Consider the following 25,364-nt stretch of genomic DNA (forward strand, 5'->3'; position numbering starts at 1 on the left):
ATGGACTTTCACAGCGCGATGGCTGGCGCGTCCGTCCCGTCCGTGACACGAGGCCTTTCCGGCGCGGACAAGGCGCAGGTCATCGTGGAAGCTCTGCCCTACATACGTACGTTTTTCGGAAAGACGGTGGTCATCAAATACGGCGGTGCTGCGATGACTGACGCGACCCTCAAGGAAATGGTGGCTCTAGACATAGTCCTTCTAAGGTATATCGGCATGAACCCAGTGATCGTACACGGCGGCGGCAAGGAGATCACCGACGTCATGAGACGCCTGGGCAAAGAGCCCGTCTTCGTGAACGGCCTGCGGGTCACGGATGGCGAGACGGCCGAGATAGCCGAGATGGTCCTAACTGGCAGGATCAATCAGGATATCGTCACCTTGATAAACCGGGGCGGCGGCAAGGCACTCGGGCTTTCCGGGAAGGACGCGAACCTGGTCGTGGCGCGGCGGATGGGCACGGAGGTCTGCGGCGAGACCCACGTCGATCTTGGATATGTTGGGAGCGTGACCTCAATCAATACCGAGATCATCGATGTGGTGTGCCGCGAGGGCTTCGTGCCTGTGATATCCCCCGTGGCGTGTGACGACGATGGGGCCACACTCAACATAAACGCCGACCATCTGGCCGGTCACCTCGCTGGGGCGCTCGGCGCGTTTAAGCTCGTGGTCCTCACCGATGTGGAGGGGATCTTTGCGGATCCAAGCGACCCCAGCTCGCTGCTGCCACAGGTGACCGTGGCCGAGGCAAAGGACATGATCGCCAAGGGACGCATCGCGTCTGGCATGATCCCTAAAGTGGACGCCTGTGTCACCGCCCTCGAGAGAGGGGTGCCGAGGACCCACATTATCGACGGCAGAAAGCCTCACTCGCTCCTGCTGGAGATGTTCACCAATGAGGGCATCGGCACGATGATCATCGGGGGACAGGGATGGCTGCCTGAAGGGGCGGGGCGATGAACCCCCCGGGCGTCTCCCCCACCACGCACGAAGGCTCGCGTCCGCTCCAGGGCGGAAATGGTCGGCTTGCGAGATTCGGCTGGCAGGGAAGGGATCCGTCCCGATGTCAGGCGGCGACATACGGTCGGTAGCGTTTGAACGCTGCACGGCATCGCTGGAGGCAGGGAGGGATTACGCATGGCAGAAACTGGCGTCAAAGAGCGCCGCGCCGCACCGCGCGACGGGAACACGCCAAGCGGACGTCTGGCGACCGAAAGCATCGCGGAGCTTGCGCGCATGTATCTGATGAACACGTATTCGAGGGCCCCCGTGGCCCCCGTGCGTGGCTCCGGAGTGCGCATCTGGGACGCTGACGGCAGGGAGTATCTGGACTTTCTCGGCGGGATCGCGGTGTGCGCGCTAGGTCACTCCCACCCCGCCGTGGTCTCGGCCATTCAAAAACAAGCCGCCACGCTGCTTCATTGCTCCAATCTGTATCTCGTCGAGCGGCAGGCCCTCCTTGCGAAGGCGCTCCTGGAGGGAACGCCGTTCGGAAAGGCATTCTTCTGCAACAGCGGGGCGGAGGCCAATGAGGCGGCGATCAAAATCGCCCGAAAATACGCCAGGGTCGTGCGGCGGGAGCAAGGCCGATACGAGATCATCACCGCGCTCAACTCCTTTCACGGGCGTACCCTGGCGACGGTCACGGCGACCGGCCAGCCCAAGTACCGGAAGGATTTCGAGCCCTTGCCGCCCGGGTTCAGGTACGTGCCGTTCAACGATGTTCCTGCCCTCGAGGCGGCCGTTGGCGAGCAGACCGCTGCGGTGCTTCTCGAGGCGGTCCAGGGCGAGGGCGGGGTCCACGTGGCAGACGAGGCTTACTTGAAGCGTGCGAGAGAGCTCTGCGACGAACGCGGCGCCCTCCTCATAATCGACGAGGTTCAGACGGGCATGGGGCGCACCGGGAGGATGTTCGCGTTCGAGCACTACGGGATCGAGCCCGATGCCGTGACGCTTGCCAAGGCCCTCGGCGGGGGGGTCCCCATAGGAGCGCTGCTCGCGAAGGACGAAGTCGCGGCGGCGTTCACTCCCGGCACGCACGCGTCTACGTTCGGTGGGAACCCTCTGGCGTGTGCAGCGGCTCTCGCGGTCGTGGAGACCATCAGGAACGAGCGCCTCGCTGAGCGGGCTACGGAAATGGGGGCCTACTTCGCCAAAGCCCTGATGACCCTCGCACGCAGATTCCCGCAGGTGGCCGAGGTGAGAGGCAAGGGCCTGATGATCGGCCTCGAGCTCAGGCCATCCGGGTGCCGTAGCGACGCACCGGCGCGCGCCGTGGCCGCGGCATGTCTTGAGGCGGGGCTGCTCATAAACGCGGTGAGCGACACAACCCTCCGGTTCTTGCCGGCGCTCGTGGTGAGCAAGGCGGACATCGACGAGGCGGTAGGCATTCTGGAGCGAGTGATGGAGGATGTGCTCGGCTGATGCTGATCCCTTCTCGCGATGTCAATGAGCCTTGTCACGTGAGTGCCGGCGGGCGCGACATGCGAGGTTGGTCGATTTTGTGCGCTGGCGCGGGCTGGGAGGTGAGGGCTAGGGACACGTGAGCGCCGTCCTCCTCGGTGTGCTGGCAGATCGAGGCCGGGAAGGAGTTTCTACCCGATCCTTGAATATATGTCGGTGCGCCGCGAGATACAAATGGCGGACGCACGGCTGGGATAGCACTTCACGAAAAGGACGGTGTTCAGCGTGACGGAGACACGGGATTACCTTCAGGACGAAGTCGCCCTCGGGATGAGGGGCAGGAGCCTCCTATCCATCCACGATCTCTCCGTGGCTGAGGTCGAGAAGATCTTCGAAGTCTCGGCGAGGCTGAAGGAGGAGACGAAGGCCGGGGTTGAGCACCATCTGCTGCGGGGGAAGACCCTCGCGATGATATTCACCAAGCCCTCCACACGCACAAGGGTTTCGTTCGAAGTTGCCATGTGGCAGCTGGGAGGGTACGGGCTCTTCCTCAGCGCGCAGGAGCTGCAGCTCCGGAGAGGGGAGACCATCGCTGACACGGCGCGCGTGCTTTCGCGCTACGTGGACGGCATCATGATACGAACGTTCGATCACAGGGATGTCGAGGACCTTGCCAGGTACGGCACGGTGCCTGTGATAAACGGCCTGACAGATCTCTTACATCCCTGCCAGGTTCTAGCTGACTACTTTACCGTGTACGAAAAGAAAGGCAGGACGAAGGGCCTGAAGATGGTGTACGTGGGGGACGGCAACAACGTCGCGCACAGCCTCATGTTCGGCGGCGCGAAGGTCGGCATGAACGTCACGGTGGCGTGCCCGCCGGGATACGAGCCCCTGTCTCACATCGTCGAGCTCGCCCGGGAGGACGCCAGGGCCACTGGCGCCACTATCGAGGTGACGCACGATCCTGTGGACGCCGTGAGGGGCGCTGACGTGATATACACTGATGTGTGGGCGAGCATGGGGCAGGAAGCCGAGCACGAGAAGAAGGCGCAAGCGCTCGCGGGGTTCCAGGTGAACGAGGCGCTCGTCAAGGCGGCAGGCAAGGAGGACGTCATGGTGATGCACTGCCTCCCCGCGCACCGGGGCGAGGAGATCACCGACGAGGTGATGGACGGCCCTCATTCGGTGGTGTTTGACGAGGCCGAAAACCGGCTCCACGTTCAGAAGGCCATCCTTGTCCTGCTGATGCAAGGGAGGAAGGCCGGTGAAAGCGGCTTGTAAATCAGCTCGTAAGGTTGTGCTGGCTTATTCGGGGGGCCTGGACACATCCGTGGCCATCCGGTGGATCAGCGAGCGTTACTCGGCGGAGGTCATCGCCGTCGCGGTCGACGTCGGCGCCAAGAAAGACCTGGATTTCATCAAGGAAAAGGCCCTCAAGGTAGGGGCGTCTCGTTCGTACGTGGTGGATGCGCGGCGGGAGTTCTTGGAGGACTATGCGTTCAAGAGCCTCAAGGCCAACGGGCTGTATGAGGGCAAGTACCCCTTGAGCGCCGCGCTTTCCAGGCCCCTCATAGCAAAGATCCTGGTGGACATAGCGCGTGCTGAGGGCGCGGACGCCGTCGCCCACGGGTGCACCGGGAAGGGCAATGACCAGGTACGGTTCGACGTGTCCATAGCCGCGCTCGCCCCTGACCTACGGGTCATAGCCCCGGTGCGCGAGTGGCCCATGTCACGCGAAGACGAGATAGAGTACGCGAAGGAGCACGGCATACCCGTCCCCGTGACGTCAGCAAGCCCTTACAGCATAGACGAGAACCTCTGGGGCAGGAGCATAGAGTGCGGCGTTCTCGAGGACCCGTGGTGCGAGCCTCCGGAGGACGCCTTCATTTGGACGTCCGGGCCGGACCAGTGCCCAGATAGCCCCACTTATGTCGAGATCGGGTTTGAGGCCGGCGTTCCGGTGAGCCTTGACGGCGTAGAGATGGACCCGGTGGAGATAGTCACCCGACTGAACATGCTCTGCGGTGCGTGCGGGGTGGGCAGGATAGACCAGGTGGAGAACAGGCTCGTGGGCATCAAGTCCAGGGAGGTCTACGAGGCCCCGGCGGCTGTCGCGCTCATCGCGGCCCATAAAGACCTGGAGAGCCTGACGCTCCCGCGGGAGACGTATCACATGAAACAGCTCATAGACCAGAAGTACGCTGAGATGGCCTACTTCGGTTTGTGGTTCTCGCCGCTCCGCGAGGCCCTTGATGCGTTCATAGAAAAGACCCAGGAGACGGTGACGGGCGTCGTTCGCCTGCGGCTGTTCAAAGGTTCGGTGGCCGTGGCTGGACGGAAGTCGCCGCATTCTCTCTACGACCACGCGCTCGCCACGTACGACAAGGACGACGCCTTCAACCACGCTGCGTCCGAGGGCTTCATCCAGATCTTCGGGCTTCCCACGGTCGTCGCCGCGAGGGCGAGGATGCGCGCAGCGGGTGCCGCGGAAGCCCTTTCGCCGGCTGCGGCGACGTCCGCGGCTGTCTCGGCCGCGACCGCGGGGCGTCGCGTCGCGCCGTGACGGCTGACTTGGCCGGAAAGAGGATTCAGAAGGGTTGCGGAAGGGCGACGCCCTGTGGGTGGCGGGATCATGTCCCCGACGAGCCACGAGCCGGGCGCGCGGTTCTCGGCGGCGCACGGCTCGTGGTCTTGGTCTTTGGGGAGGGCGGGCCCGGGAAGGGGAGCGGAGGCGAGGCCGTTGAAGCTGTGGGCTGGGAGATTTGAGAAGGAGACCTGTGGTAAAGTCGAGGAGTTCACCGCGTCGGTCCGATTTGACAGGAGGCTCTATCGTGAGGACATCGCGGGAAGCGTCGCCCACGCGCGCGCGCTTGCCGCGTGCGGCGCGATTTCCGCCGAGGAGGCCGAGACGCTCGTCGCGGGCCTCGGCGAGGTGCTTCGCGACATCCAATCGGGGGCTGCTGACTTCTCAGCGTCCGACGAGGACATCCACACCGCGGTTGAGAGGATGCTCGCTGCCAAGGTTGGTGAGGTCGCCAAGAAGCTGCACACGGGGAGGAGCCGCAACGACCAGGTCGCTCTCGACACGAGGCTGTACGTGACGAGCGAGGCCCGGCGATTGGCCGCGCTCATCGATGACGTGCGCCGCGCGCTCGTGGACGTGGCGGAGGCCAACGCGGATGCGGTTATGCCTGGGTATACCCACATGCAGCACGCCCAGCCTGTGCTTTTCGCCCATCACATGCTCGCCTATTTCGAGATGTTCACGAGGGACAAGGAAAGGCTGGCGGATGCCGCGCGCCGAGCGAACGTCTCGCCATTGGGTTCGGGCGCCATCGCAGGCACCGCTTACCAGGTGGACCGGGCGAAGGTGGCACGCGAGCTCGGATGCCTCGGAATTACGAGGAACAGCATCGACGCTGTCTCCGACAGGGACTTCGTCATGGAGTTCCTTGCTGCGGCCGCGATCATCATGATCCATCTCAGCCGACTGGCTGAAGAGCTGGTCCTTTGGTCGTCGCAGGAGTTCGGGTTCATTGAGCTGGATGACGCTTTCTGCACGGGCAGCAGCATGATGCCGCAGAAGAAGAACCCCGATGTGGCCGAGCTCGTGAGGGGCAAGGCGGGACGGGTCGTGGGAGACCTCGTGGCAGTGCTCACCGTGATGAAGGGGCTACCTCTGGCGTACAACCGGGACATGCAGGAAGACAAGGAGAGCCTCTTCGATGCGGTGGACACCGTCGCATCGTGCCTTGAGATAGTGGCGCCCATGCTCCGAACGATGAAAGTGAAGTCTGAGGTGATGCGGGAAGCCGCCGGGCGCGGGTTCACGACGGCCACCGACATTGCGGATTACCTGGTGCGGAGGGGCGTGCCGTTTCGGGAGGCTCATGCGGCCGTGGGACGGCTGGTGCTGAAGTGCGTACGCGAAGGGAAGAGATTCGAGGACCTTCCGCTGGATGACTGGAAAGCGTTGGCGCCATCGGTATCTGAGGATGTGTTGCGAGCAGCAAGCTTGGAGGCGTCTTTGGAAGCTCGAGCCGTTCCGGGTGGAACCGCGCCGGAGCGGGTGAGGGCGGCCATTCAGGAAGCCAGGGCCGCGCTTGAGATCGGGGACAAGAGCCGCCTGCTGGCGCGGCGCGGCGCTGAGGGCGGAGACAACGCATAAGGTACAAATGAGTGTCGCCTCGCCGATATCCCAACAATTGTTCTTTCATTTCCAGGGCCCGTTGTGTTATCCTCGTTGCGAAGCAGATCGCCATAAGCTTGCGCCACCTTTCGGCGCGCGGGTTCCGCCGAAGGCCGCTGGCCTCGGTCTCCCGGGCGGTACGCCCGCCGTGCGCGTCGTCCGAGCTCGGCGCGCCCTCTGCGAGATTCCAGGCGCGCCGCCGAACAAGAGCACCGGGGAGTACCGGCGACTCCAGCGCCCTCGGGGAAGGAGACGAGAGCTTATGGAGCCAGACTCAACGCTGCCGACCACGCGGGTTTTTTATTTTGGGGCCACGGCCCGGCAGGACAACGTCGTTTTTCGGCGTATCCTTATGCAACACCCATATGCATCGAGGCAGCGCGCGACCGGGGCGAAGGGGCGTGACGGTACGAAGCCCCGTGTCGGCTTCCCGATGTCTAGCATGAGGGGTACGGGAGGTTCGTGACGAACGGTGCGTGTGATTGTGCAGAAATTCGGAGGAACGTCCGTCGGAGACGATGAGGCGCGCCTGAAGGCGCGCGACAGGGTGGTCTTCGCAAAGAAGCAGGGATTCGACCCGGTTGTCGTCGTATCAGCCATGGGGAGGCGTCCCGGGCCCTATGCCACCGACTCGCTCCTTGACCTCGTAAGGGCCAAGGACTTGCCCGTGGACGCGAGGAGTCTCGACCTCCTCGCATCCTGCGGGGAGGTGATAAGCTGTGTGGTGATGGCGGGATATCTCAGGGCGGCGGGGTACGAGGCGGTCCCGCTCACTGGGGCTCAGGCCGGCATAAGGACGGACGCTCAGTTCGGCGATGCGAGCATTCAGGGCATCAACACAGCGCGGCTGCTCGATGTGCTTGCGTCCGGACGGATACCGGTTGTGGCGGGCTTTCAGGGCGTGACCGACGACGGGGAGGTCACGACGCTCGGGCGGGGCGGGAGCGATACCACTGCGACCGCGCTCGGGGTCGCGTTGAGGGCTGAGTGTGTTGAGATCTACACTGACGTTGAGGGCGTCATGACCGTGGACCCGAAGATTGTCCCCGAAGCTAGGCTCATCTCGGCTATAACCTATTTCGAAGTCGAAGAACTCGCCAACAACGGCGCGAAGGTGGTCCACCCACGGGCGGTGCAGATAGCGCAGCAAGGCGGCATCCCGGTGAGAGTCAGGAGCACCTTCGCGGAGTCCGAGGGGACCTTCATCACAGATGACGTTGCCCGCCGGGTGATAACCGGCATCGCCCATGTGGACGGGCTCGCCCGCGTCGAAGCGTTGTACCCGAACCCTGCCGAACCGTCCAAAGCGAGGGTGGCTATACTGAAGGCTATAAGTACCATAGGGATCAACGTTGACTTCATCAACGTCACGCCTAGGGCCATTTTGTTCACAGTGAAGGATGAGGTGGCCAAGGCGGCTGAGGAGGCGCTGAGGTCGGAAGGTTTCGCGTGCCACGTGATGGCCGAGTGCGCCAAGGTATCGGTGGTTGGCGCGGGCATGCAGGAAGTGCCAGGAGTCATGGCGAGAGTGGTCGAGGCCCTTCACCGCGCGGGAGTCCACATCATGCAGACGGTCGACTCGGAGATAACCATCTCGTGCTTGATAGACCAGGCAAGCGTGACGCGGGCCGTGCGGGCCCTCTACGAGGAGTTCGATCTCGGCCGTCCGAGCGCGTGAGCGCTTGAGAGCGCTGGCACCAGCCGGCACTGCCGGCGTTCGGAGGCCCAGATCGCGCGGCGTCCGCACGCTGGGAGTCGGCAGAGGCGGGAGGACGAGGGGGCTGACGGCTCCGCTCGCGCACGGGAATCGCGCCCGCCGCCGGGGCGCTCGGGAGTGCGTTGCCAGGACAGGAGACATCATCCTGTCCTGGCATTTTGCTTCCCATGATGCCATCACTTACATCGGCGCAATAACGAGCTCCATAGAGGAATAACGAGCAATGCGGAGAATTACGGGAATCAAAGGGGCCGCGCAACCAACGCTTGCGCCTGACAACTGCATAAGCCATGATCGCCGAAACAGGCATGACAGCAAGACACGCACAACAGACGAGGACTAGACGCAGCAGGAATTCCAGGCCCGGCAGGCGCGGGAAAGGAGGTGCTCCCTGAAGGGCGCCGGAGGCCGGCATCGATAATACGCACAACACGACGCAGCCGGGGACCGAAGCAAGGAAACGAGGATACTTGCCTCGCTCCCCAATCGCAGCATCAGTTGCAGCAGGTTCGGACCAGAAGACACACCAAGGGGGATGAACAATGAAGAAAACAGTCGCTGCACTAGCCGTCATCATGGCACTCGCCATAACGGCGCCGGTGTGCGCGGCCCCCAACATCGACTTGGGCGGGTCTCTCGAGACCACGCTCCAGATTGCACCACAGAACGCGCAGGACATGGGGCTTAGCGCCACATCGGATCTTCGTCTCAACTTCTCCATGGAGCTGTCCGGCGGCCAGCAGATCCGGGCGTTCGTCGGATTTGAGCCTCTGGAATACGCTCCCTTCGGCCCGACAGCCGCTCCGAACCCGGGCTCGGACGACCTGGTGGGCGGCAACATGGACCAGAAGGGCCTGACGCCGGTGACGCTCGGCCAGCCGAATCTGACCATCGAGAAGGCCTACCTCGAGACCACAGGGCCGTTCTACACGGGCGGACAGGACATCACCACCAGGTTCGGAGACCTTGCCATTGACTACTCGCCTTACATCGCCGATGTCTCTGCAACCGACGGCGAGATCGAGGGCGCTCAGCTGAGCGGCGTGCAGGTCGGCCCGGTGGAACTCGGTGCGTTCTACGGCTGGGCGAATCGCGAGGTCGCGGAAAACCAGCAAGAGAGGTTCGCGGCGGCCGGCGTGTCGGCAAAAGCTGACATCCAAGGCATCAGCCTTGCTGGTGCGGCTCTGAGGACGGGCAAGGACATAGCTCTTGCGGGGTCCGTTCAGCTTGCGCCCCTCCCGGGCCTCGACTTGGTCGGCGCGGCGGCGTGGGACGGCGCGAACGAGGCTTCGGCGGTAAAAGCCGAGGCGGGCATAGCCCAATTGCCCATGCTCCCTGGAGTCAGCGCGAAGCTAGGCTTCCGGAACTTCGATCCGAAGTTCAACCCGCTCTACCGCGATGACAGCCAGGACGAGGACGGCAACGACATCAACGTTGTGGACCTCAATGCGGGCAAGCGCGGCGTGAGCGGCCAGATCGCCACCACAATCAGCGGCGTGAAGCTGGTCGGGACCGCCGACTGGCACGAGCAGAGGAATGCCGATCGCCAGCTCGTTGGCGAGAGGAAGACCATCGGAGCCACCGCCGCCACCCAATACGCCGGCCTGGACATCGAGGCGGGCGTGACGAGCATGTGGTCTACGGTGAACGCGGACTACACCATACTCGACCGGCAGGAGAAGGCCGACCCTGGGCAGGAGACCACCGTGACGCTTGGTCTCGGGTATGACATCCCGGTCGGTCCCGTCGTGGTGGATGCCAGGTATGACCTGACGATGTCCACCGTGGATTCGACCGTCCACGAACTCGCGGCTTCCACAACCTTCGACACGCCCATGTTCTCGGGCGTCGGGTTGTCGGGCAACGCTAAGTGGGCGAACGGGGAGCTGGCGTACATCGGCCAAGCGCAGTACACGGCGCCCTGCGGCATCCAGTTCATCGGCAGCTACGCTAGCTACGATGAGAATAACTTCGAGGACTTCACGACCAGGCCGAATGGGCTCTGCCTGACGGCCGGCATGAAGGTCGAGTTCTAAGACAGAAAACCCACCTTCTCACTTGTCACGCCGCCGGGTGCGTCGAACCCGGCAACGCCCCCGGGCCTGTTCGTTGGGCCCGGGGGCTTTCGCACGTTGTGGCGGCGTCGCGAGGCAGGCCATCCGTCTCCATGAATGCCAGTTTCAGATCTGGTTAGCAAGTGTTGCTTGACATGGCTTATGGCTGGATCCTATAATGAGGGTGGGCTACAACGTTGTAGCAGCGGCGGCTGCGACGTGCGACAATGAATCGACAACGAATCGGCCTGGGCGCGGGCTGAACGGTGAGCACGTGCCGAACGCCCTGAGTCGGTCGGGCTGATTCGGGCGGACCGGGCGCACACTCGGCGCGGGCGCCAGTCCAAGCAGGCCCACGGGCACATGAGACTGACGTGGCGAAGAGGGGCGAGGCATTCAAGGCAGCAAAGCAGCAAGGCAGCAAAGGAGCTACAAGCGTGGCGACCATAAAAGACATCGCGAAGAGAGCGGGTGTGTCCGTTAGTACGGTTTCCCACGTACTGAACGGCTATGGTGACATAAGCGCAGACACCGAGAAGCGTGTACGCGCGGTCATGAGAGAGCTGAACTATCACCCGAGCGCCTTGGCGCGGCGCCTCGTGCGGAAGAGAAGCTATGTTGTTGAGTTGATGCTCTTTTCCGTGGAGGGCTTGCGCCATCCGTTCTTCTATGAGGTCATATGCGGTATCACCGCTGAGATAGAAAAGGCTGGCTACGACCTGGTGTTGAGCGTGAAGGATGCAGGGGACAGACGCTGGAGGGAGAGTCTGAGAAGGTGCTATGAATCCAAGGTGGAGGGACTTTTCCTTATGGGAACCCTACCAGGGCCCGCGATTCTCGATGAGGTCGCGGCCAGCGGCATTCCTACGGTGCTCATTGACATACCCTACGAGGGTCCGAGAATGACCTACGTTACCTCAGACAACGTCGGCGGTGCTGCGTCTGCTGTGGAGCATCTGATATCCCTGGGGCACCGGCGGATTGCATACATAGACGGACACACTCCGTCCGCCATTTCTGAGGGAAGGTTCATCGGGTACAGACAGGCGCTTCTCCGACACGGCCTGCCGCTTGATGCTGCGCTTGTTGCGAACGGCGACTTCACCGAGGAAGGCGGCAGGGCGGCCATGAAACGTATCCTTGAGGCCTCCCCTGACATCACGGGAGTCTTCGCGGCGAGCGACCTCATGGCGATAGGTGCAATGAAGGCGCTGCGCGAAGCGGGGCGAAAGATCCCGCACGACGTGGCGGTCATTGGCTTCGACGACATAGAGGCGGCGTCGTACGTGAGGCCCGCGCTGTCCACCATAAAGCAGCAAGGAGATGTCATGGGCAGGAGCGCGGCCAAGGAGGTTCTGAAGCTCATAAACAACCCCGCCAGGAAGCCGAGGAAGATCGTTCTCCCCACCACCCTTGTGGTCAGGGAGTCATGCGGGGCGAAAGCCAGGTCGTCCGAGGGAGGTGGTGCGGTGGAAAAGGCCGGTTCAGCCTCAGGTGATCGAGCGTGACTCGGTGAGCGCCGGCCTGGATCATCAGGTTTCTTCGGGGTGCGGCGGACGCTCGTGGTCTAGTGGATCTCAGTGGGCAGCGATTGCGGAACACGCGAAACGATAAGGGAGGGGACCCATAGTGAGAAGGACTGTTGTTTGTGTGCTGGTTCTTCTGATGCTGGTTGCCCTGATCGTGCCCGCCGGTGCGATGGCCCAGAAAAAGGTGTCCCTTACGATCTGGACCAAAGAGGGTGAGGCAGAAGGCGTTCTGCAGGAGATCATCGCGCTTACACAGGAGTATTCTAAGAGCCACGCGGGCGTGACGTTCGAAGTGGTGAACTATGGTGTCGAGGACTTGCGCCAGAACTTCCAGTCCGCGGCGTTCGCGGGCACGGGCCCGGACCTTCTTTGGACAGTCTCCGACCATGCCGGTCCGTTCACGGCCATGAAGCTCATCAAGCCAGTGGATGAGATCTTCCCCGCAGGCTACATGGGGAAATTCGTGAAGCCGGGCGTGGAGGCCGTCGAACTCAATGGGAAGGTTTGGGGAGTCCCTCTCAGCGTTGGCAACCACCTGATGCTGTTGTACAACAAGAAGCTTATCAAGACGCCTCCCAAGGACACGGACGAACTCATCAAGGTCGGCAAGGAGCTTACCAAGGATCTCAACAACGACGGCAAGCCCGACCAGTACGGGCTCGTGTATAACCTCAATGAGCCTTTCTGGCTCGCTCCATGGTTGGGTGGGTTCGGTGGATGGCCTCTCGACGGGACGAAGCCCACTCTCAACACTCAGGCCATGGTTGACACGCTCCAGTTCCTCCACGACCTGAAGTTCGTGCACAAGATAGTGCCGACTGAAGCGGATTACAACGCTGCCGATTCCCTCTTCAAGGAGGGGAAGGCAGCCATGATCATCAATGGCGACTGGTCCCTTGGTGCCTATGTCACAGAGGACGTCAAGAAGAACGTGGACCTTGGGGTCGCCCGGATTCCAAAGGTCACGAAGACCGGCCTGTGGCCTTCACCCATGACCAGCGGGATCTACCTCATGTTCCCGGAGTACCTTGAGGGCGATAAGTTGGACGCCGTGAAAGGGTTCGTGGATTTCCTCGTTTCTGACGAGGTGCAACTCAGGTTCTTGCAGAAGTTCAAGAGGCTTCCGGCGACGGATAGCGCGCTCAAGAACCCCCTTGTTACACAGGACCCGATCCTCAAGGGCTCCTCTGACCAGATGGTCGTGGGCAAGCCCATGCCGACGGTGCCTGAGATGCGAGCTTGCTGGGACGCCATCAGACCCAACCAGGAGGCCGTGATGGCTGGGAAGATGTCCCCGAAGGATGCTGCCAAGGCGATGCAGGAAGCCGCTGAGAAGGCCATACGCGAGATGACCAAGTAAACGAGCTTTCGCACGACAGGGCTCGATGCACAGGGCGGGCCCGGAGACCGAACTTGCCAAGCGCGGCGCCATGGGTTTTCATCTCCTTTCTTGACGGCGCCAGGGTTACCGGTGGTTGGACGACGGGGCGGGAAGAATCTCGCTATCTCGCGCGCCGAATTCGAACGGGGCGCGCCGTGAGCGTGCCGTTCCTCCCCGGATGGTGGCACCGGCAACCCTGGGCGGCGGCCCCGGGCCGGAAAGTGGCGCGAACTTCTGGTGGTGTGCTTGGTTCGCCCGGGCCCGCTCGTTTCCAAGGTGGTGATAGTGTTGATCCCTTTGACCTGGGATGTCGTCGTGCGGGGACTAGGCGAGATCGGTAGGCTCCTCGGGATCGTTGCCGCAGTCGTAGTTGTCCTCGAGATCGCGGCTTACATCGTCCTTCACAAGCTTCTGAAGTGTAAGTACTCGTTGCCGCTCATGCTGCTGCTCCCCGCGCTGGTCGGGGTGATGGCGCTGATCGTGTATCCATTTGGGTTCAACATCTACCTTGCCTTCAGCAACATGAACATGTTCCGGTTCAAGGATTTCTCTGTGGGCCTCTCGTACGGTATCAGCAACTTCCTGGACGTCTTCAGGTCGCCTGTGCTTCAGAAAGTCACCTTTTTCCAGCTCCTTGGGCGGACGATCCTTTGGACGGTCGTCAACGTGGTGTGTCATGTGCTGGGCGGCCTGGGCCTCGCGCTTCTCCTCAACAGACCCATGAGGGGAAAGGGCGTTTACAGGACACTCCTAGTTGTGCCGTGGGCGCTTCCGCAGGTTATCTCGGCGCTCGCATGGCGTGGCGAATTCCACTACCAATACGGTTTCGTCAACCTCTTGCTGGAGAGGCTGGGCGTTCAACCGGTGCCGTGGCTGAGCGACCCGAAGTGGGCTTTTGTGGCTGTCGTGCTTGTCAACGTGTGGCTTGGGATCCCGTTCATGATGGTGGTGCTGCTGGGCGGGCTGCAGAGCATCTCTCAGGATTATTACGACGCAGCCCAGATCGACGGGGCGTCAGGATGGCAGCAGTTCCGGTCCATCACGATGCCTCTCTTGAAGCCGGTCCTGACGCCCGCCGTGATCCTCGGGGTGGTGTGGACCTTCAACAATTTCAACGTCATTTACCTTGTGACGAAGGGCGGTCCAATGGAGGGCACCGACCTCCTTGTGACATCCATGTTCAAGGCGGTGTTCGAGTTCTATCGTTACGGGTTCGGAGCCGCATACGCTATGGTCATCTTCGTGTTCCTGTTCATATTCTCCGCCGTGTACCTGCGTCTTAGCGGTGGCTTCAAGGGGGCCTGGGAGTCGTGAAACTAGTGGCGAGGCGAAGCTTCTTCAGGAGGGCGAGGGGCGACAGCCCGGCAAAGAGGATAGCGATTCACGCCGTGCTTATACTTGCCAGCATCATTTCGATCTACCCGTTCCTTCGCGTCATCAGCATATCTTTGCGCCCGAGCAACCAGTTGCTCTCGACGAGCCTCGCGATCATACCGCCCGGTGCAAGCCTTGAGAACTACCGTGCGCTCATCTTCGAGAGAGACTTCACGATATGGGTTTGGAACAGCCTAATAGTGAGCGCGGCATCGGTTCTCGTGGGGCTCATGCTTGCTGCGACGGCCGCGTACGCGTTTTCGCGCTGGCAGTTTCCTGGCCGAAGGCAAGGGCTGCTCTTTCTCCTGACCACTCAGATGATCCCCGCAGGGATGCTGCTTCTTCCGATATGCATCATGGTGGTGAGACTGAAGCTTTTCAACACGTACACCGGCATGGCTATCGCCTACTCGGTGGGGTCAGTCCCGTTTTCCATTTGGATCCTCAAAGGATACTATGATACAATACCACGAGAGCTTGAGGAAGCGGCCCTTGTGGATGGGGCTAGCCCGCTCGGCGCGTTCTGGCGGGTCGTGATACCTCTTTCCACGCCGGCGCTGGCTATTGCCGGCCTCTTCAGCTTCATGACAGCCTGGAACGACTATATGATGGCCCGGGTGATGCTGCAGAAGCCGGACATGTTTACGTGGCCGGTGGGCTTCCAGAAGTTGATGGACCAATTCCAGACCGCATGGGGCCAGTTCGCCGCCGCTTCTGTGCTCGTGGCCATTCCAGCACTCGCGTTGTTCCTGTACTCCTCGAAGTGGCTGGTGTCTGGTATGACCCTTGGTGGGGTCAAGGGATAGGAAGTACGGCTCAAGGGCGTAAAGAAGGATTGTGGACCGATTTGTTGAATAGTTTTTCGGAGCGTCGGAGAACGAATTCTCCGGCATGTCTCGTGCGGAGGTGGTGTTGGGGGTCGCGGTAAAGCGGCATGGTTGGCGAAGTCTCTTGTGCTGGCGTTTACGCGTGTGCGGCTTGTTATCTCGAATTACGCTGCCTTGGGAGTGCGCTACGCACGGCTCCGCAAGACGGCACAGGGGGTAAGCAACAAATGGCAAGAGTTTATCTGGAGCATGTGACCAAGAAGTTCGGTAATGTCGTCGCGGTGAACGACGCTACGCTCGAGATCAAGGACAAGGAGTTTCTGATCCTGGTCGGCCCGTCCGGGTGCGGCAAGTCTACCACGCTCCGGATGGTAGCAGGCCTTGAGGAGGTCACCGAGGGGAACATCTATATCGGCGACACGATCGTGAACGACATCCCGCCGAAGGACCGAGACATCGCGATGGTCTTCCAGAACTACGCCTTGTATCCTCACATGGATGTATACAACAACATGGCCTTCGGCCTCAAGCTCCGCAAGTTCCCGCGCGCTGAGATCGACAAGCGGGTCAAAGAGGCCGCGGCGATCCTCGGCATCGAGAACTTATTGAAGAGAAAGCCGAAGGAGCTTTCGGGAGGCCAGAGGCAAAGGGTGGCGCTGGGAAGGGCGATCGTGCGCGAGCCCAAGGTGTTCCTCATGGACGAGCCTCTCTCAAACCTCGATGCGAAGCTCCGCGTCCAGATGAGGGCGGAACTCGCGAAGCTTCATAACAGGCTCCAGACGACGATCATCTACGTTACCCACGACCAGACGGAGGCCATGACCATGGGCGACCGCATAGTCGTCATGAGAGACGGCTTTATCCAGCAGGTGGGCGCGCCTATGGAAATCTATGATCATCCCGACAATGTGTTCGTTGCGGGGTTCATCGGAAGCCCTGCGATGAACTTCCTGGACGCTGTCATCCTGAGAGAGGACGGCGAACTGTGGGTCGATGCCAAGAGCTTCAAGGTGAAGCTGCCACCGACGAGGTTTGAGACGGTCGGGGAGTATATCGGCAAAGAGGTCATTTTCGGAATCAGACCCGAGGATATCGACGACAGGGACTTCGTCCCCGATGCGCCGGCTGACCGGATAGTGACGGCCGATATCGATGTGACCGAGCCGATGGGCTCCGAGGTATACCTCTACGCAACCGTCGGACCCCACTCGTTCATAGCCAGGGTGGATGCGCGCACGACGGCAAGAGACGGGTCGTCCCACCAGCTTGTGTTCAATACCGACAAGGCCCACTTATTTGATAAGACTACGCAAAAGGCCATCAGGTAACCTGGCGCAGCCTCGCGCCCAGCGTTCCCATGGCGAGAGCGATTGTGCCTGGGGATAGTTGGGGAGAATATCTCCAGCTATCCCCTTTTTCATGGTGGATGTGGTTTCGGTCAAGGAGGGCAATGAGGTGGCTGCCGACGTAAGAGATTCTGAACATGGCGATGGCGATATTGAAGGCAGGGCCGTTCTCGATAGCGTGGAACGAATGACTCGGCTGGACCCAGGCGGGATGCTGAAGACAGTGAGCGACCTTCCCCAGCAGATCCGGGATGCGCAGAACATCGCACGGCACGTGGAACTCCCGGAGGATTTCTCCGGGGCGCGCTCTATTGTCGCGGCGGGGCTCGGTGGATCCGCCATCGGCGGAGACGTTGTTCGCGAACTGGTCGCTGGCGAGCTCAAGGTGCCGATGTTCGTCGTGCGGGACTACGATCTCCCCGCGTTCGTGGACAAGGACACCTTGGTATTCGTGTCGAGTTACTCTGGAAACACGGAGGAGACGCTGAGCGCATACGGCATCGCGCGTGAGCGGGGTGCCCGGATACTGTGCATCACGAGTGGAGGGCGTCTTGCGGAGCTTGGGGCGCGCGATGGAGTGCCCGTGGTCACCATCCCACCGGGGCTCCCGCCTCGAACAGCGCTAGGGTACATGTTCGTTCCCATGCTGGTCGCTCTCGCACGGCTCGGGTATGTGAAAGAGGCTGGCGAGGGGTTTGACGAGGCGGAGCTTATTCTCCGTGACCTTGCGCTCGTGTTGGGTCCAGAGTCGCCTACTTCGGTCAACCAGGCGAAGCGGCTCGCGCTTGCGATGTACGGCAAGATCCCGCTTATCTACGGAGCGTCCGGGATCACTGCCGCAGCGGCGCTGAGGTGGAAGACCCAGATCAACGAGAACAGCAAAACGCACGCTTTCTGGAACGCATTCCCCGAGCTAAACCACAACGAGACCGTTGGGTGGGGGGCGAGGAAAGACATCGCGGGTGCTCTGCGGGTCGTGCTCCTCAGAGACAAGGGAGATCACCCCAGAGTGCAGCGAAGGATGGAGATAACCTCAACTCTGATGAGTAACGCAGCTGGCATAGACGAGGTTTACAGCCTCGGAAGGTCGAAGATAGCCAGGCTGCTGTCTCTGGTGTACGTCGGTGATTTCGCCAGCATTTACCTGGCCTTCCTCTATGGTGTAGACCCTAAACCCGTGAAGGTGATAGACTATCTCAAGGGTGAGCTCGCCAAGGGCTGACCCCTCCGCCTCCGGGTTGTTCGTTCGTGAGAGGATGCACGGGCGGAAGGCTCGAGAGCCCGTGGAGAGGAGATGTGGGGGTAAGAGATGGCTGAACCTCTCGTCGTTGGGGTGGATTTGGGGGGCACGAAGGTTGCGACGGCGGTCGCCCGGCTGGACGCCACCATCGTTTCGCGGGTGACCAGACCGACCTTGCCCGAGCGCGGCGTGGATGCCGTCGTGGCAACCATAACGGATTCGGTGCGCGAGGCCGTCAAAGAAGCCGGCCTGACGCTTGACCGTGTGGCGGGGGTCGGGGTGGGAAGTCCGGGCCCGCTCAATCCCGAGAGCGGTGTCGTGACGTTCGCACCCAACCTGAAGTGGCACGATGTGCCGCTTGCGGCGTTGATGAGAGAGGCGCTCGGAGTGCCCGTGTATCTCGAGAACGACGCAAACCTCGCCGCACTCGGCGAAGCCCGTTACGGTGCGGGTCGCGGCTCCAAGAACATGATCTACATCACGGTCAGCACGGGCATCGGTGGTGGGCTCATTCTGGGCGGACAGATCTACAACGGCTCCTCGTTCGTGGCGGGTGAGGTCGGGCACATGACCATCACGGACGAGGACGGCAGCCCGCAGTGCGGGTGTGGAAACTACGGGTGCCTTGAAGCCTTGGCGTCAGGTCCTGCCATCGCGCGGATGGCCCGTGAGCTCATACGTCATGGCGAGGAGACGATGATACTCGACCTTGTCCATGGGGATATCGAGCTCGTAACCTCAGAGGTTGTTGGCAGGGCCGCGCTGGCCGGCGACGCAGCAGCCATCGCAATCCTCGGCAAGGCAGCGGACTACCTCGGGATAGGGATTGCGAACCTCGTGAACATCCTCAATCCCGACACCGTGGTGATAGGGGGAGGGGTCTCCAAGGTAGGGGAGATACTCCTCAAGCCGGTTCGCAAGGTAGTGGCCGAGCGCGCGCTCAGGTCGGCGTTCGAGGCGGTGAGGATAGTCCAGGCAGAGCTCGGTCAAGACGCTGGGGTGGTCGGCGCCGCATGTCTCGTCTTGTCAAAGCTGGGGATGCCCGGCCTCGGAAATGCGGGCTGTTCGCTAAGCTAGCCTGGATGCCTCTCACAGAGGCCTGCGGGCGCCATGTGCCGGGCTCATTTCCCACCTTGGAAGTCCGCATTACGCGATGCATGCCCGAATATGTTCATTAAGGGCGAGCGCCACTCTCGAGCGGAGATGGGGGGCATGTGTGCGATGCGGCGTGTGTTTCTGGCTGTGGCGGCACTTGTCGTGACGGCGCTTGTAGGTGCGGGGCTGGGCGGCTTCGTCGGTCGCGCGGCGTTGGCCGAGCCGCTCGTCGTCCTCGAAATGGACGATCCCGTCGGCGACGATTACGGGCCGGGCACGTACGTGTATCCCACGCACAAGGCTTTCGTGCCGGGTCTCTTCGATCTCACCCATTTCAAAGTGAGTCATGATGCGGAGTACGTCTATTTCGACGCCACGTTTCGAGAGGTCACGAACCCGTGGAATGCGCCGGAGGGGTTCAGCCACCAACTCATCAACATATACATCGACACGACGCCCGGGGCTGGGCGAACGGACACCATTCGGAAAGGCGCACTTGTCGCCTTCGAAAGGAAGCATGCCTGGGACCTCGTTATCAAAGCCCTCGGTTGGGGCGGGTGCAGGGTCTTTACGGCGCAGGATACCGCGGAGGCCAGGGGGATATCCGAGGGGCTCTCCGCGAGCGTGCTGCCGGACGGCAAGACCGTCAGGGTCGCGGTGCCGAAAGCGATCATTGGCGAGCCGGGAAAGGGCTGGGGATATTACGTGCTCGTTGGTTCGCAGGACGCGTTCGGCGACGACGACTTCCGCCCGGTGATGGAGGAAGCTGGCTCCTGGACGTTCGGTGGCGGGACCGACCTCGACATAGATCCTAACGTCATCGACATGCTTGCCCCGGCAAGAGGACGGGGTTCGCAGGAGCGGCTTCTCGGGTCGTATGATGTGCAGAAGGGAACGCTTGCAGTGCTCACTCCCGTCGTTGCCGGTGCCGCGGGCGGCTCGCGGGTATTTCCCGCGGTTGTCGTAGTAGGCGTCGCCGTCGTGGCCGCTGGACTGGCGGCTTGGTACGTCAGGCGCCGGAGGCCGACATCGCCGCCGCGAGCGTAAGCAGAACTCTTTGCCGGTGTCGGAGGGTCACAATGGGCACAAGGGAACTCGTCTTTGGAGCATTACTCGTAGCACTGGCGCTCGTTATCCCGTTGGCATTCGGTGGTTTTCTGGGCGTCGTTGTGCCGCCGTTTTCAGCGACGCTAGCGTCCCACGTGCCGGTCATGATCTCCATGCTCCTGGGCCCTTGGACGGCCGTGTTAGTGGGCTTGGGCTCCGCCTTGGGTTTTCTCGTCAAGCTGGGGCCTGTGATCGCCGCCAGGGCCGCCATGCACGCGGTATTTGCCGGGGCCGGGGCGGTCCTCGTGAAGAGGGGCCTGCCGTTTTGGAAGGCGCTCGCGTGGACGCTCCCGGTCCACGCATTCACGGAGGCCCTCATAGTATTGCCCTTTGGATTTACGCTGGAGAGGGCCGGAATCGTGGTCGGCCTCGGCACCGCTCTTCATCATCTCGTCGACGCCGTGATAGCTCTTGCAGTTGTGAGAGCCGTGGGGCTAGCGCAGCGGTCTCTCGGTAAGACAAGCTAACGCCGAAAAAGCAGGGGTTTGCCGGAGGCACCAGGTCTCGTACGACCTGGTGTTTCTGTTGTCTCAAAGGAGGAATTCGCGCAGGCATATAGTATATATCATAATGCCAAGTGCATCATTGTTGTTATATCAACGCCCGGCCGTGTGTGCAGCGCGAAAGAAAGGACACGCCTTTTTGCGATGGTATGATGATGAGGAGGTCCGCAGGATGATTCCAAACAGAGGCATTTCGACCCCCCTGTACCACCAAATCCGCGATTTCCTGCGGGACGAGCTGCAGAACGGTACGTTCAAACCTGGCGAGAAGATTCCCTCGGAGGCAGAGCTGAGCGCGAGATACCATGTGAGCCGGATTACCGTCAAGCAGGCGATTCAGAGCCTGGTCCAGGAAGGGCTCCTTTACAGGATCCAGGGCAAGGGCACATTCGTGGCGCGCCCCAAGGTTGCTCACAGTTTGAATCGCATTACCAGTTTCAGCCAGCAAATGCGCGATCGGGGAATGGAGCCTTCCACGAAGATACTCGAGATAGAGATCGTCGCGGCAAGAGGACGAGTGCGTGAGGCGCTGGCGGTGTCTGACGGGACCCTCGTTACCAAAGTGCGCCGCCTGCGCCTTGCGGACGGCGAGATCATGGGAGTGCAGACCGCGTATGTGCCGGTGGATATGTGTCCAGACCTTGCCGATCACTTGGAAGAGAATGTATCGCTGTATGAGTTGCTGAGCGCGAGGTACGGGCTTGTGCCTGCCCGGGCCATCGAGAACTACACCGCCATCGTGTTGGACTCATACGACGCGAAGCTTCTGGAGGTGGCTGAAGGGTCGCCGGCTCTTTTTGCGGAGCGTATGACCTATCTTGCTGACAATAGAGCTCTTGAGTACGTCGTTTCCATCCTCCGCGCAGACAGGTACACGCTGAGCGTGGATCTGCAGGGCTAGCGTTTGCCATTTCAAGACGGGGCATCGGCGAGAGGGCGATGCCGCGCAAGGAGCCGAGGGCATATCTGCCGACTGCCGGCACGCGGATGATTGCGCCATGGTGGGCGAGGCAGGCTCGCGGCCCGGTCGGTCGCAAAGGGGGTGAGGTACGCAGAGCTGAGGAGTTGCTTAGACCGCGGACGCCATGTGGAGATATCCAGAGGTTCCGACCGGTAAGCCGTTTCGTGACTCGGCCAAGGGAAACACACCTAGTATGGTGAAGGAGGCTGCGGTGAACCATGAGAAGGTGTGTCGCGCTCGTCGTTTGCCTCTGCGTGTTGCTTTGGCTTGGTGCAACCACCGGCAGCGTCGCGGCAGCCAAGACCAAACTGGTATGGCAGGTGCACTGGAGCGACTTTCAAGTGGAAGGTGTGTATACAGGGGAGGGCGCCAACAGGAAGCTGGTGAGCAAAGGGCTCCGCCAGTACGTCGAAGAGTATATGAAGTTGCACCCTGACATCGAGATCGAGATCCAGTCGGTCCCCATGGAAGAGTACCTGCAAAAAGTGCTGGTGGCGCGTTCGTCCGGCGTCGCGCCCGACATATACGGCATATACTCGCTCTGGGGAGTCCAGCTTGTGCAGAACGGCATTCTGGACGCGCCGCCTCAGGCTGTGGTGAACGACGTCAAGCAGAACTATACCCCGGTGTCCGTGGCAGGTGCGACGATTGATGGCAAGATCTGGGGAATCCCGATGGAGGTAGGCAACTACTGCCTGGTGTACAACAAGGAGCTTCTTAAGGCGAAAGGCTATACCTCCCCTCCGAAGACATGGAAAGAGCTGGTTGACATGGCTTCGAAGCTCACCGTGCGTGATAAGTCCGGTGTCATCACCCAGTATGGCTTCGCGTTCTTAGCAGGTTGGGAGTCAGCTGTCGTTCATCCGTACTTCGGACTCCTCTGGGACCTGGGCGGTGACTTCCTGTCGCCCGACTTCAAGAAATGTGTGGTAAACAGCCCGGAAGGTGTGCAAGCGCTTGAGGCCGAGCTTGAACTCTTCAAGACCGGTGGCACCGACCCTGCAGGGAGCGTGTGGGCGTTTCCCGAGGGAAAAGTTGCGATGATGATAATGGCTTCGTGGTATGAACAGAGCTTGAAGCAGGGGCTCGGCAACAAGTATGACAAGGTGGTCGGCGTTGCCCCGGTTCCGTACGTAAAGAAGCCGGTGAACGCCGGGTACACTTGGTTCCTGGCGGTGGACAGTGCTTCAAAGAACAAGAAGGCCGCGTGGGACTTCCTGATGTGGTTCACTGCGGAGGTTCAAAAACCCAAGAACACCACGCGCCTGGGTGACCTAATGGTTGAGACCATAGGAAGCCTACCATGCCGAGAGATCGACCTCGCCAATCATCCGGATACCCTGAACGATCTTTACACGAAGACTTTCGTCGAAGAGCTCAAGAACTCGAGGCCTGAGCCCAACGTCGCCCAGGGGGCCGAGGTGAAAACGATCCTCGCCAACGAGATCGTGGAGGCATGGCACGGGCGAAAGACGGCGAAGCAGGCGCTGGATGATGCTGCGCTCAAGATCAATGAGATCCTTGCGGAGTTCTATTAATGTGAGGGCGGCGAAGCCCGAAATGTAATGTGTCCCTTGCAGCGGCTCGCGAGAGGCGGGCTCTCATCGGGTCCGCCTCTCGCGGAGGATCGCCAAGGTCGGGACGCGGCGCGACGAGAGACGGGCGTAACCGCTGGTTACAGGCCGCCGGGAGGTGAGGGCGTTGAGGCCTAGTGCAGTCTCCGCCAGGAGGAGTGTCCTCAGACGGACCTTCACAGGTTACCTGTTTCTTTCCCCGGCACTCGTTTTCTATCTGGTCTTTCTTGTGATACCGATTGGGATGTCCTTGTATATCTCGTTCCGAGACTGGAACATGCTCGTCCCCTTGACGAGTTCACGGTTCGTGGGGCTAAGGAACTATACGTATCTCCTGACCAGGGATGAGCTGTTCCTTATCGCCGTGAAGAATACGATCATCTACGCCACTGGGACCGTTTTTATCGGCATGGTGCTCGCTCTCGGTCTCGCCATCATGCTCTTGAGGGTGCGTGGCGCGACTTTCTGGAGATTTGTGATGTTCGCGCCGGTTGTGACACCCTCCGTCGCGGTGGCGCGGATCTGGGGAGGCCTGTACCGTCCGGCAGAAGGTCTGGCCAACGCCATATTGAAGATAGTTCACCTTCCGCCCCAACAGTGGTTGGCAGATCCCCGGATCTGCCTGTACTCCATAATGCTGATAGCGATATGGAGCGGGATCGGTTCCACAGTGATCGTGTTCACAGCGGGCCTGAAGGGTATCCCTGATGTTTACTACGATGCTGCGAAGCTGGACGGTGCGAGCCCATGGGCGGAGTTCAGGCACATCACCGTGCCGATGCTCAGGCCGACCATCCTTTTCCTGTCCGTGACCGGCCTCATAGGCGCATGGCAGGCCTTCGACCTCATTTTCATGCTCGCGGTGGGTGGCACTGAGTCAGGCACGAGCCCTGTCAGGAGCGTGATCGTGCTCGCTCTCTATCTCTACCAGATGGCGTTCAAGAACCTGCGCATGGGGAGGGCCTGCGCGGGAGCATTTCTCCTCTTCCTGATAGTGCTGGGATTCTCCTTCATAGTGTTGAGGGTGCTCAGGAAAGGAGGCGTAGAGTCCTATGAGTGAGCAACTGCCTCCAACCGTGTTGCTGGCGGCCGACGGTAAGCTCGCACAAGTGAGCGAACGAGGCGGTCGAGGCAAGCGAAAAGGGCGAATAAAGAGACAAGGTGGCCACCGTGCGCGGTTCATCCGCCGGATCATGTTGCATGTAGCGGTGATCATCATCGGGCTTGCCATGTTTCTGCCTTTCTATTGGATTCTATCTGCGTCAGTAATGACGTACGAGGAGATCACGGCGATACCTCCGAGGTGGGTGCCGTCGGTTCCTCAGTGGGGCAACTACAGCGCCGTCCTTCATGATCCCAACGTGCCGCTCTTCAAGTACTTCAAAAACAGCTTCATCGTCTCTACAGCCGTTACCCTGGCGGTGCTCTTAACGAGCTCGCTCGCGGGATACGCCCTTGCGAAGCTCAAGTTCCCAGGGCGTGACGCCGTGTTCACGTTCACTCTCTCCACGATGATGTTTCCGGTGTTCCTGTTTCTGATCCCTGTGTACTACATCCTGAAGAGGTTCCCCCTGCTCGGTGGGAACGACATCTTTGGCATCGGAGGGACGGGAGCTCTTCAGTCGTACGTGTCGCTCATTCTGCCCTTCGTGGTGAGCGCGTGGGGGATATTCTTGATGCGACAGTTCATGATGACCATCCCTGACGAGCTCATCGACGCTGCGAGGATAGATGGCGCTTCCGATCTGGGCATCTTCGGCAGGGTCATGATGCCACTAGTGAAGCCAGCCCTCGCGACGCTCGCGATATTCACCTTCATCGGGCAATGGAACTACTTCCTCTGGCCGATGATCGTGACCACGTCCGCCCCGCACCTAATGACGGTTCCGGTGGGCCTGCGGCTTATGGGAACGGCTTACAGCACAGCTGTGAACATGAACAAACTCCTTGCGGCGACCGTGATGGCGATAGCGCCCTCTGTGTGCGTGTTCCTCGCGCTCCAGCGGTATTACATCAGAGGGTTCGTCCTGAGCGGGTTCAAATGAGATCGCCATGGCGGCG

At 61.1% G+C, this 25,364-nt stretch carries 20 protein-coding genes; all 20 read left to right on the top strand.

Annotation, left to right across the window (positions count from 1 at the left end):
- Positions 1–18 precede the first annotated feature (18 nt).
- Positions 19–960 carry an acetylglutamate kinase gene (argB, locus tag GX515_01500; GenBank protein HHY31686.1) on the top strand — a complete coding sequence of 314 codons (942 nt, stop codon included), beginning with the start codon at positions 19–21 and terminating at the stop codon, positions 958–960.
- Between the two features lie 177 nt (positions 961–1,137).
- Positions 1,138–2,424 (top strand): acetylornithine transaminase, encoded by a 1,287-nt coding sequence (locus GX515_01505; protein HHY31687.1) that lies wholly within the window; start codon positions 1,138–1,140, stop codon positions 2,422–2,424.
- Between the two features lie 309 nt (positions 2,425–2,733).
- A complete protein-coding gene (gene argF, locus GX515_01510) occupies positions 2,734–3,687 on the top strand; it encodes an ornithine carbamoyltransferase (GenBank protein HHY31688.1) in 954 nt (317 codons plus the stop codon).
- Positions 3,671–4,969 (top strand): argininosuccinate synthase, encoded by a 1,299-nt coding sequence (locus tag GX515_01515; protein ID HHY31689.1) that lies wholly within the window; start codon positions 3,671–3,673, stop codon positions 4,967–4,969. The genes argF and GX515_01515 overlap by 17 nt, the downstream gene beginning before the upstream one ends.
- Positions 4,970–5,038: 69 nt before the next feature.
- Entirely contained in the window at positions 5,039–6,574 is a 1,536-nt protein-coding gene (argH, locus tag GX515_01520; GenBank protein HHY31690.1) for an argininosuccinate lyase, read from the top strand.
- A gap of 493 nt (positions 6,575–7,067) precedes the next feature.
- Complete coding sequence (gene dapG, locus GX515_01525; GenBank protein ID HHY31691.1) at positions 7,068–8,273, top strand: aspartate kinase; 1,206 nt, start codon at positions 7,068–7,070, stop codon at positions 8,271–8,273.
- 581 nt (positions 8,274–8,854) lie between these two features.
- Positions 8,855–10,348, top strand: a complete 1,494-nt coding sequence (locus tag GX515_01530; protein ID HHY31692.1) for a hypothetical protein — start codon at positions 8,855–8,857, stop codon at positions 10,346–10,348.
- 455 nt (positions 10,349–10,803) lie between these two features.
- The gene (locus tag GX515_01535; protein ID HHY31693.1) at positions 10,804–11,874 is read left to right on the top strand and encodes a LacI family transcriptional regulator; all 1,071 of its coding nucleotides are present in this window, start codon (positions 10,804–10,806) and stop codon (positions 11,872–11,874) included.
- A gap of 121 nt (positions 11,875–11,995) precedes the next feature.
- A complete protein-coding gene (locus GX515_01540; GenBank protein ID HHY31694.1) occupies positions 11,996–13,255 on the top strand; it encodes an extracellular solute-binding protein in 1,260 nt (419 codons plus the stop codon).
- Positions 13,256–13,573: 318 nt separating this feature from the next.
- The gene (locus GX515_01545; protein HHY31695.1) at positions 13,574–14,590 is read left to right on the top strand and encodes a sugar ABC transporter permease; all 1,017 of its coding nucleotides are present in this window, start codon (positions 13,574–13,576) and stop codon (positions 14,588–14,590) included.
- A 5-nt stretch (positions 14,591–14,595) separates the two neighbouring features.
- The gene (locus tag GX515_01550) at positions 14,596–15,456 is read left to right on the top strand and encodes a sugar ABC transporter permease (protein HHY31696.1); all 861 of its coding nucleotides are present in this window, start codon (positions 14,596–14,598) and stop codon (positions 15,454–15,456) included.
- 248 nt (positions 15,457–15,704) lie between these two features.
- Positions 15,705–16,805 carry a sn-glycerol-3-phosphate ABC transporter ATP-binding protein UgpC gene (gene ugpC, locus GX515_01555; GenBank protein ID HHY31697.1) on the top strand — a complete coding sequence of 367 codons (1,101 nt, stop codon included), beginning with the start codon at positions 15,705–15,707 and terminating at the stop codon, positions 16,803–16,805.
- A 91-nt stretch (positions 16,806–16,896) separates the two neighbouring features.
- Entirely contained in the window at positions 16,897–18,045 is a 1,149-nt protein-coding gene (locus GX515_01560) for a bifunctional phosphoglucose/phosphomannose isomerase (GenBank protein HHY31698.1), read from the top strand.
- 87 nt (positions 18,046–18,132) lie between these two features.
- Complete coding sequence (locus GX515_01565; protein ID HHY31699.1) at positions 18,133–19,140, top strand: ROK family protein; 1,008 nt, start codon at positions 18,133–18,135, stop codon at positions 19,138–19,140.
- A 144-nt stretch (positions 19,141–19,284) separates the two neighbouring features.
- Positions 19,285–20,205: a hypothetical protein gene (locus tag GX515_01570; GenBank protein HHY31700.1), complete on the top strand. Its 921-nt coding sequence runs from the start codon at positions 19,285–19,287 to the stop codon at positions 20,203–20,205.
- A 32-nt stretch (positions 20,206–20,237) separates the two neighbouring features.
- Positions 20,238–20,732, top strand: coding sequence for an ECF transporter S component (locus GX515_01575; protein HHY31701.1), 495 nt, complete (start codon positions 20,238–20,240; stop codon positions 20,730–20,732).
- Positions 20,733–20,940: 208 nt separating this feature from the next.
- On the top strand, positions 20,941–21,669 hold the full coding sequence (locus GX515_01580) for a GntR family transcriptional regulator (protein ID HHY31702.1): 729 nt from the start codon (positions 20,941–20,943) through the stop codon (positions 21,667–21,669).
- A gap of 278 nt (positions 21,670–21,947) precedes the next feature.
- Complete coding sequence (locus GX515_01585) at positions 21,948–23,267, top strand: ABC transporter substrate-binding protein (GenBank protein HHY31703.1); 1,320 nt, start codon at positions 21,948–21,950, stop codon at positions 23,265–23,267.
- Between the two features lie 163 nt (positions 23,268–23,430).
- Complete coding sequence (locus tag GX515_01590) at positions 23,431–24,363, top strand: sugar ABC transporter permease (GenBank protein HHY31704.1); 933 nt, start codon at positions 23,431–23,433, stop codon at positions 24,361–24,363.
- 133 nt (positions 24,364–24,496) lie between these two features.
- Positions 24,497–25,348, top strand: a complete 852-nt coding sequence (locus GX515_01595; GenBank protein HHY31705.1) for a carbohydrate ABC transporter permease — start codon at positions 24,497–24,499, stop codon at positions 25,346–25,348.
- Positions 25,349–25,364 lie beyond the last annotated feature (16 nt).

Source organism: Bacillota bacterium (assembly GCA_012842395.1).
In the GTDB taxonomy this organism is placed as follows: Bacteria; Bacillota; SHA-98; order UBA4971; family UBA4971; genus UBA6256.

Coding starts and splice junctions, on each gene's coding strand:
- argB (HHY31686.1), top strand. CDS start 19: ATGGCTGGCGCGTCCGTCCCGTCCGTGACACGAGGCCTTTCCGGCGCG.
- GX515_01505 (HHY31687.1), top strand. CDS start 1,138: ATGGCAGAAACTGGCGTCAAAGAGCGCCGCGCCGCACCGCGCGACGGG.
- argF (HHY31688.1), top strand. CDS start 2,734: ATGAGGGGCAGGAGCCTCCTATCCATCCACGATCTCTCCGTGGCTGAG.
- argH (HHY31690.1), top strand. CDS start 5,039: ATGTCCCCGACGAGCCACGAGCCGGGCGCGCGGTTCTCGGCGGCGCAC.
- GX515_01530 (HHY31692.1), top strand. CDS start 8,855: ATGAAGAAAACAGTCGCTGCACTAGCCGTCATCATGGCACTCGCCATA.
- ugpC (HHY31697.1), top strand. CDS start 15,705: ATGGCAAGAGTTTATCTGGAGCATGTGACCAAGAAGTTCGGTAATGTC.
- GX515_01560 (HHY31698.1), top strand. CDS start 16,897: ATGGTGGATGTGGTTTCGGTCAAGGAGGGCAATGAGGTGGCTGCCGAC.
- GX515_01565 (HHY31699.1), top strand. CDS start 18,133: ATGGCTGAACCTCTCGTCGTTGGGGTGGATTTGGGGGGCACGAAGGTT.
- GX515_01570 (HHY31700.1), top strand. CDS start 19,285: ATGCGGCGTGTGTTTCTGGCTGTGGCGGCACTTGTCGTGACGGCGCTT.
- GX515_01575 (HHY31701.1), top strand. CDS start 20,238: ATGGGCACAAGGGAACTCGTCTTTGGAGCATTACTCGTAGCACTGGCG.
- GX515_01580 (HHY31702.1), top strand. CDS start 20,941: ATGATTCCAAACAGAGGCATTTCGACCCCCCTGTACCACCAAATCCGC.
- GX515_01585 (HHY31703.1), top strand. CDS start 21,948: ATGAGAAGGTGTGTCGCGCTCGTCGTTTGCCTCTGCGTGTTGCTTTGG.
- GX515_01595 (HHY31705.1), top strand. CDS start 24,497: ATGTTGCATGTAGCGGTGATCATCATCGGGCTTGCCATGTTTCTGCCT.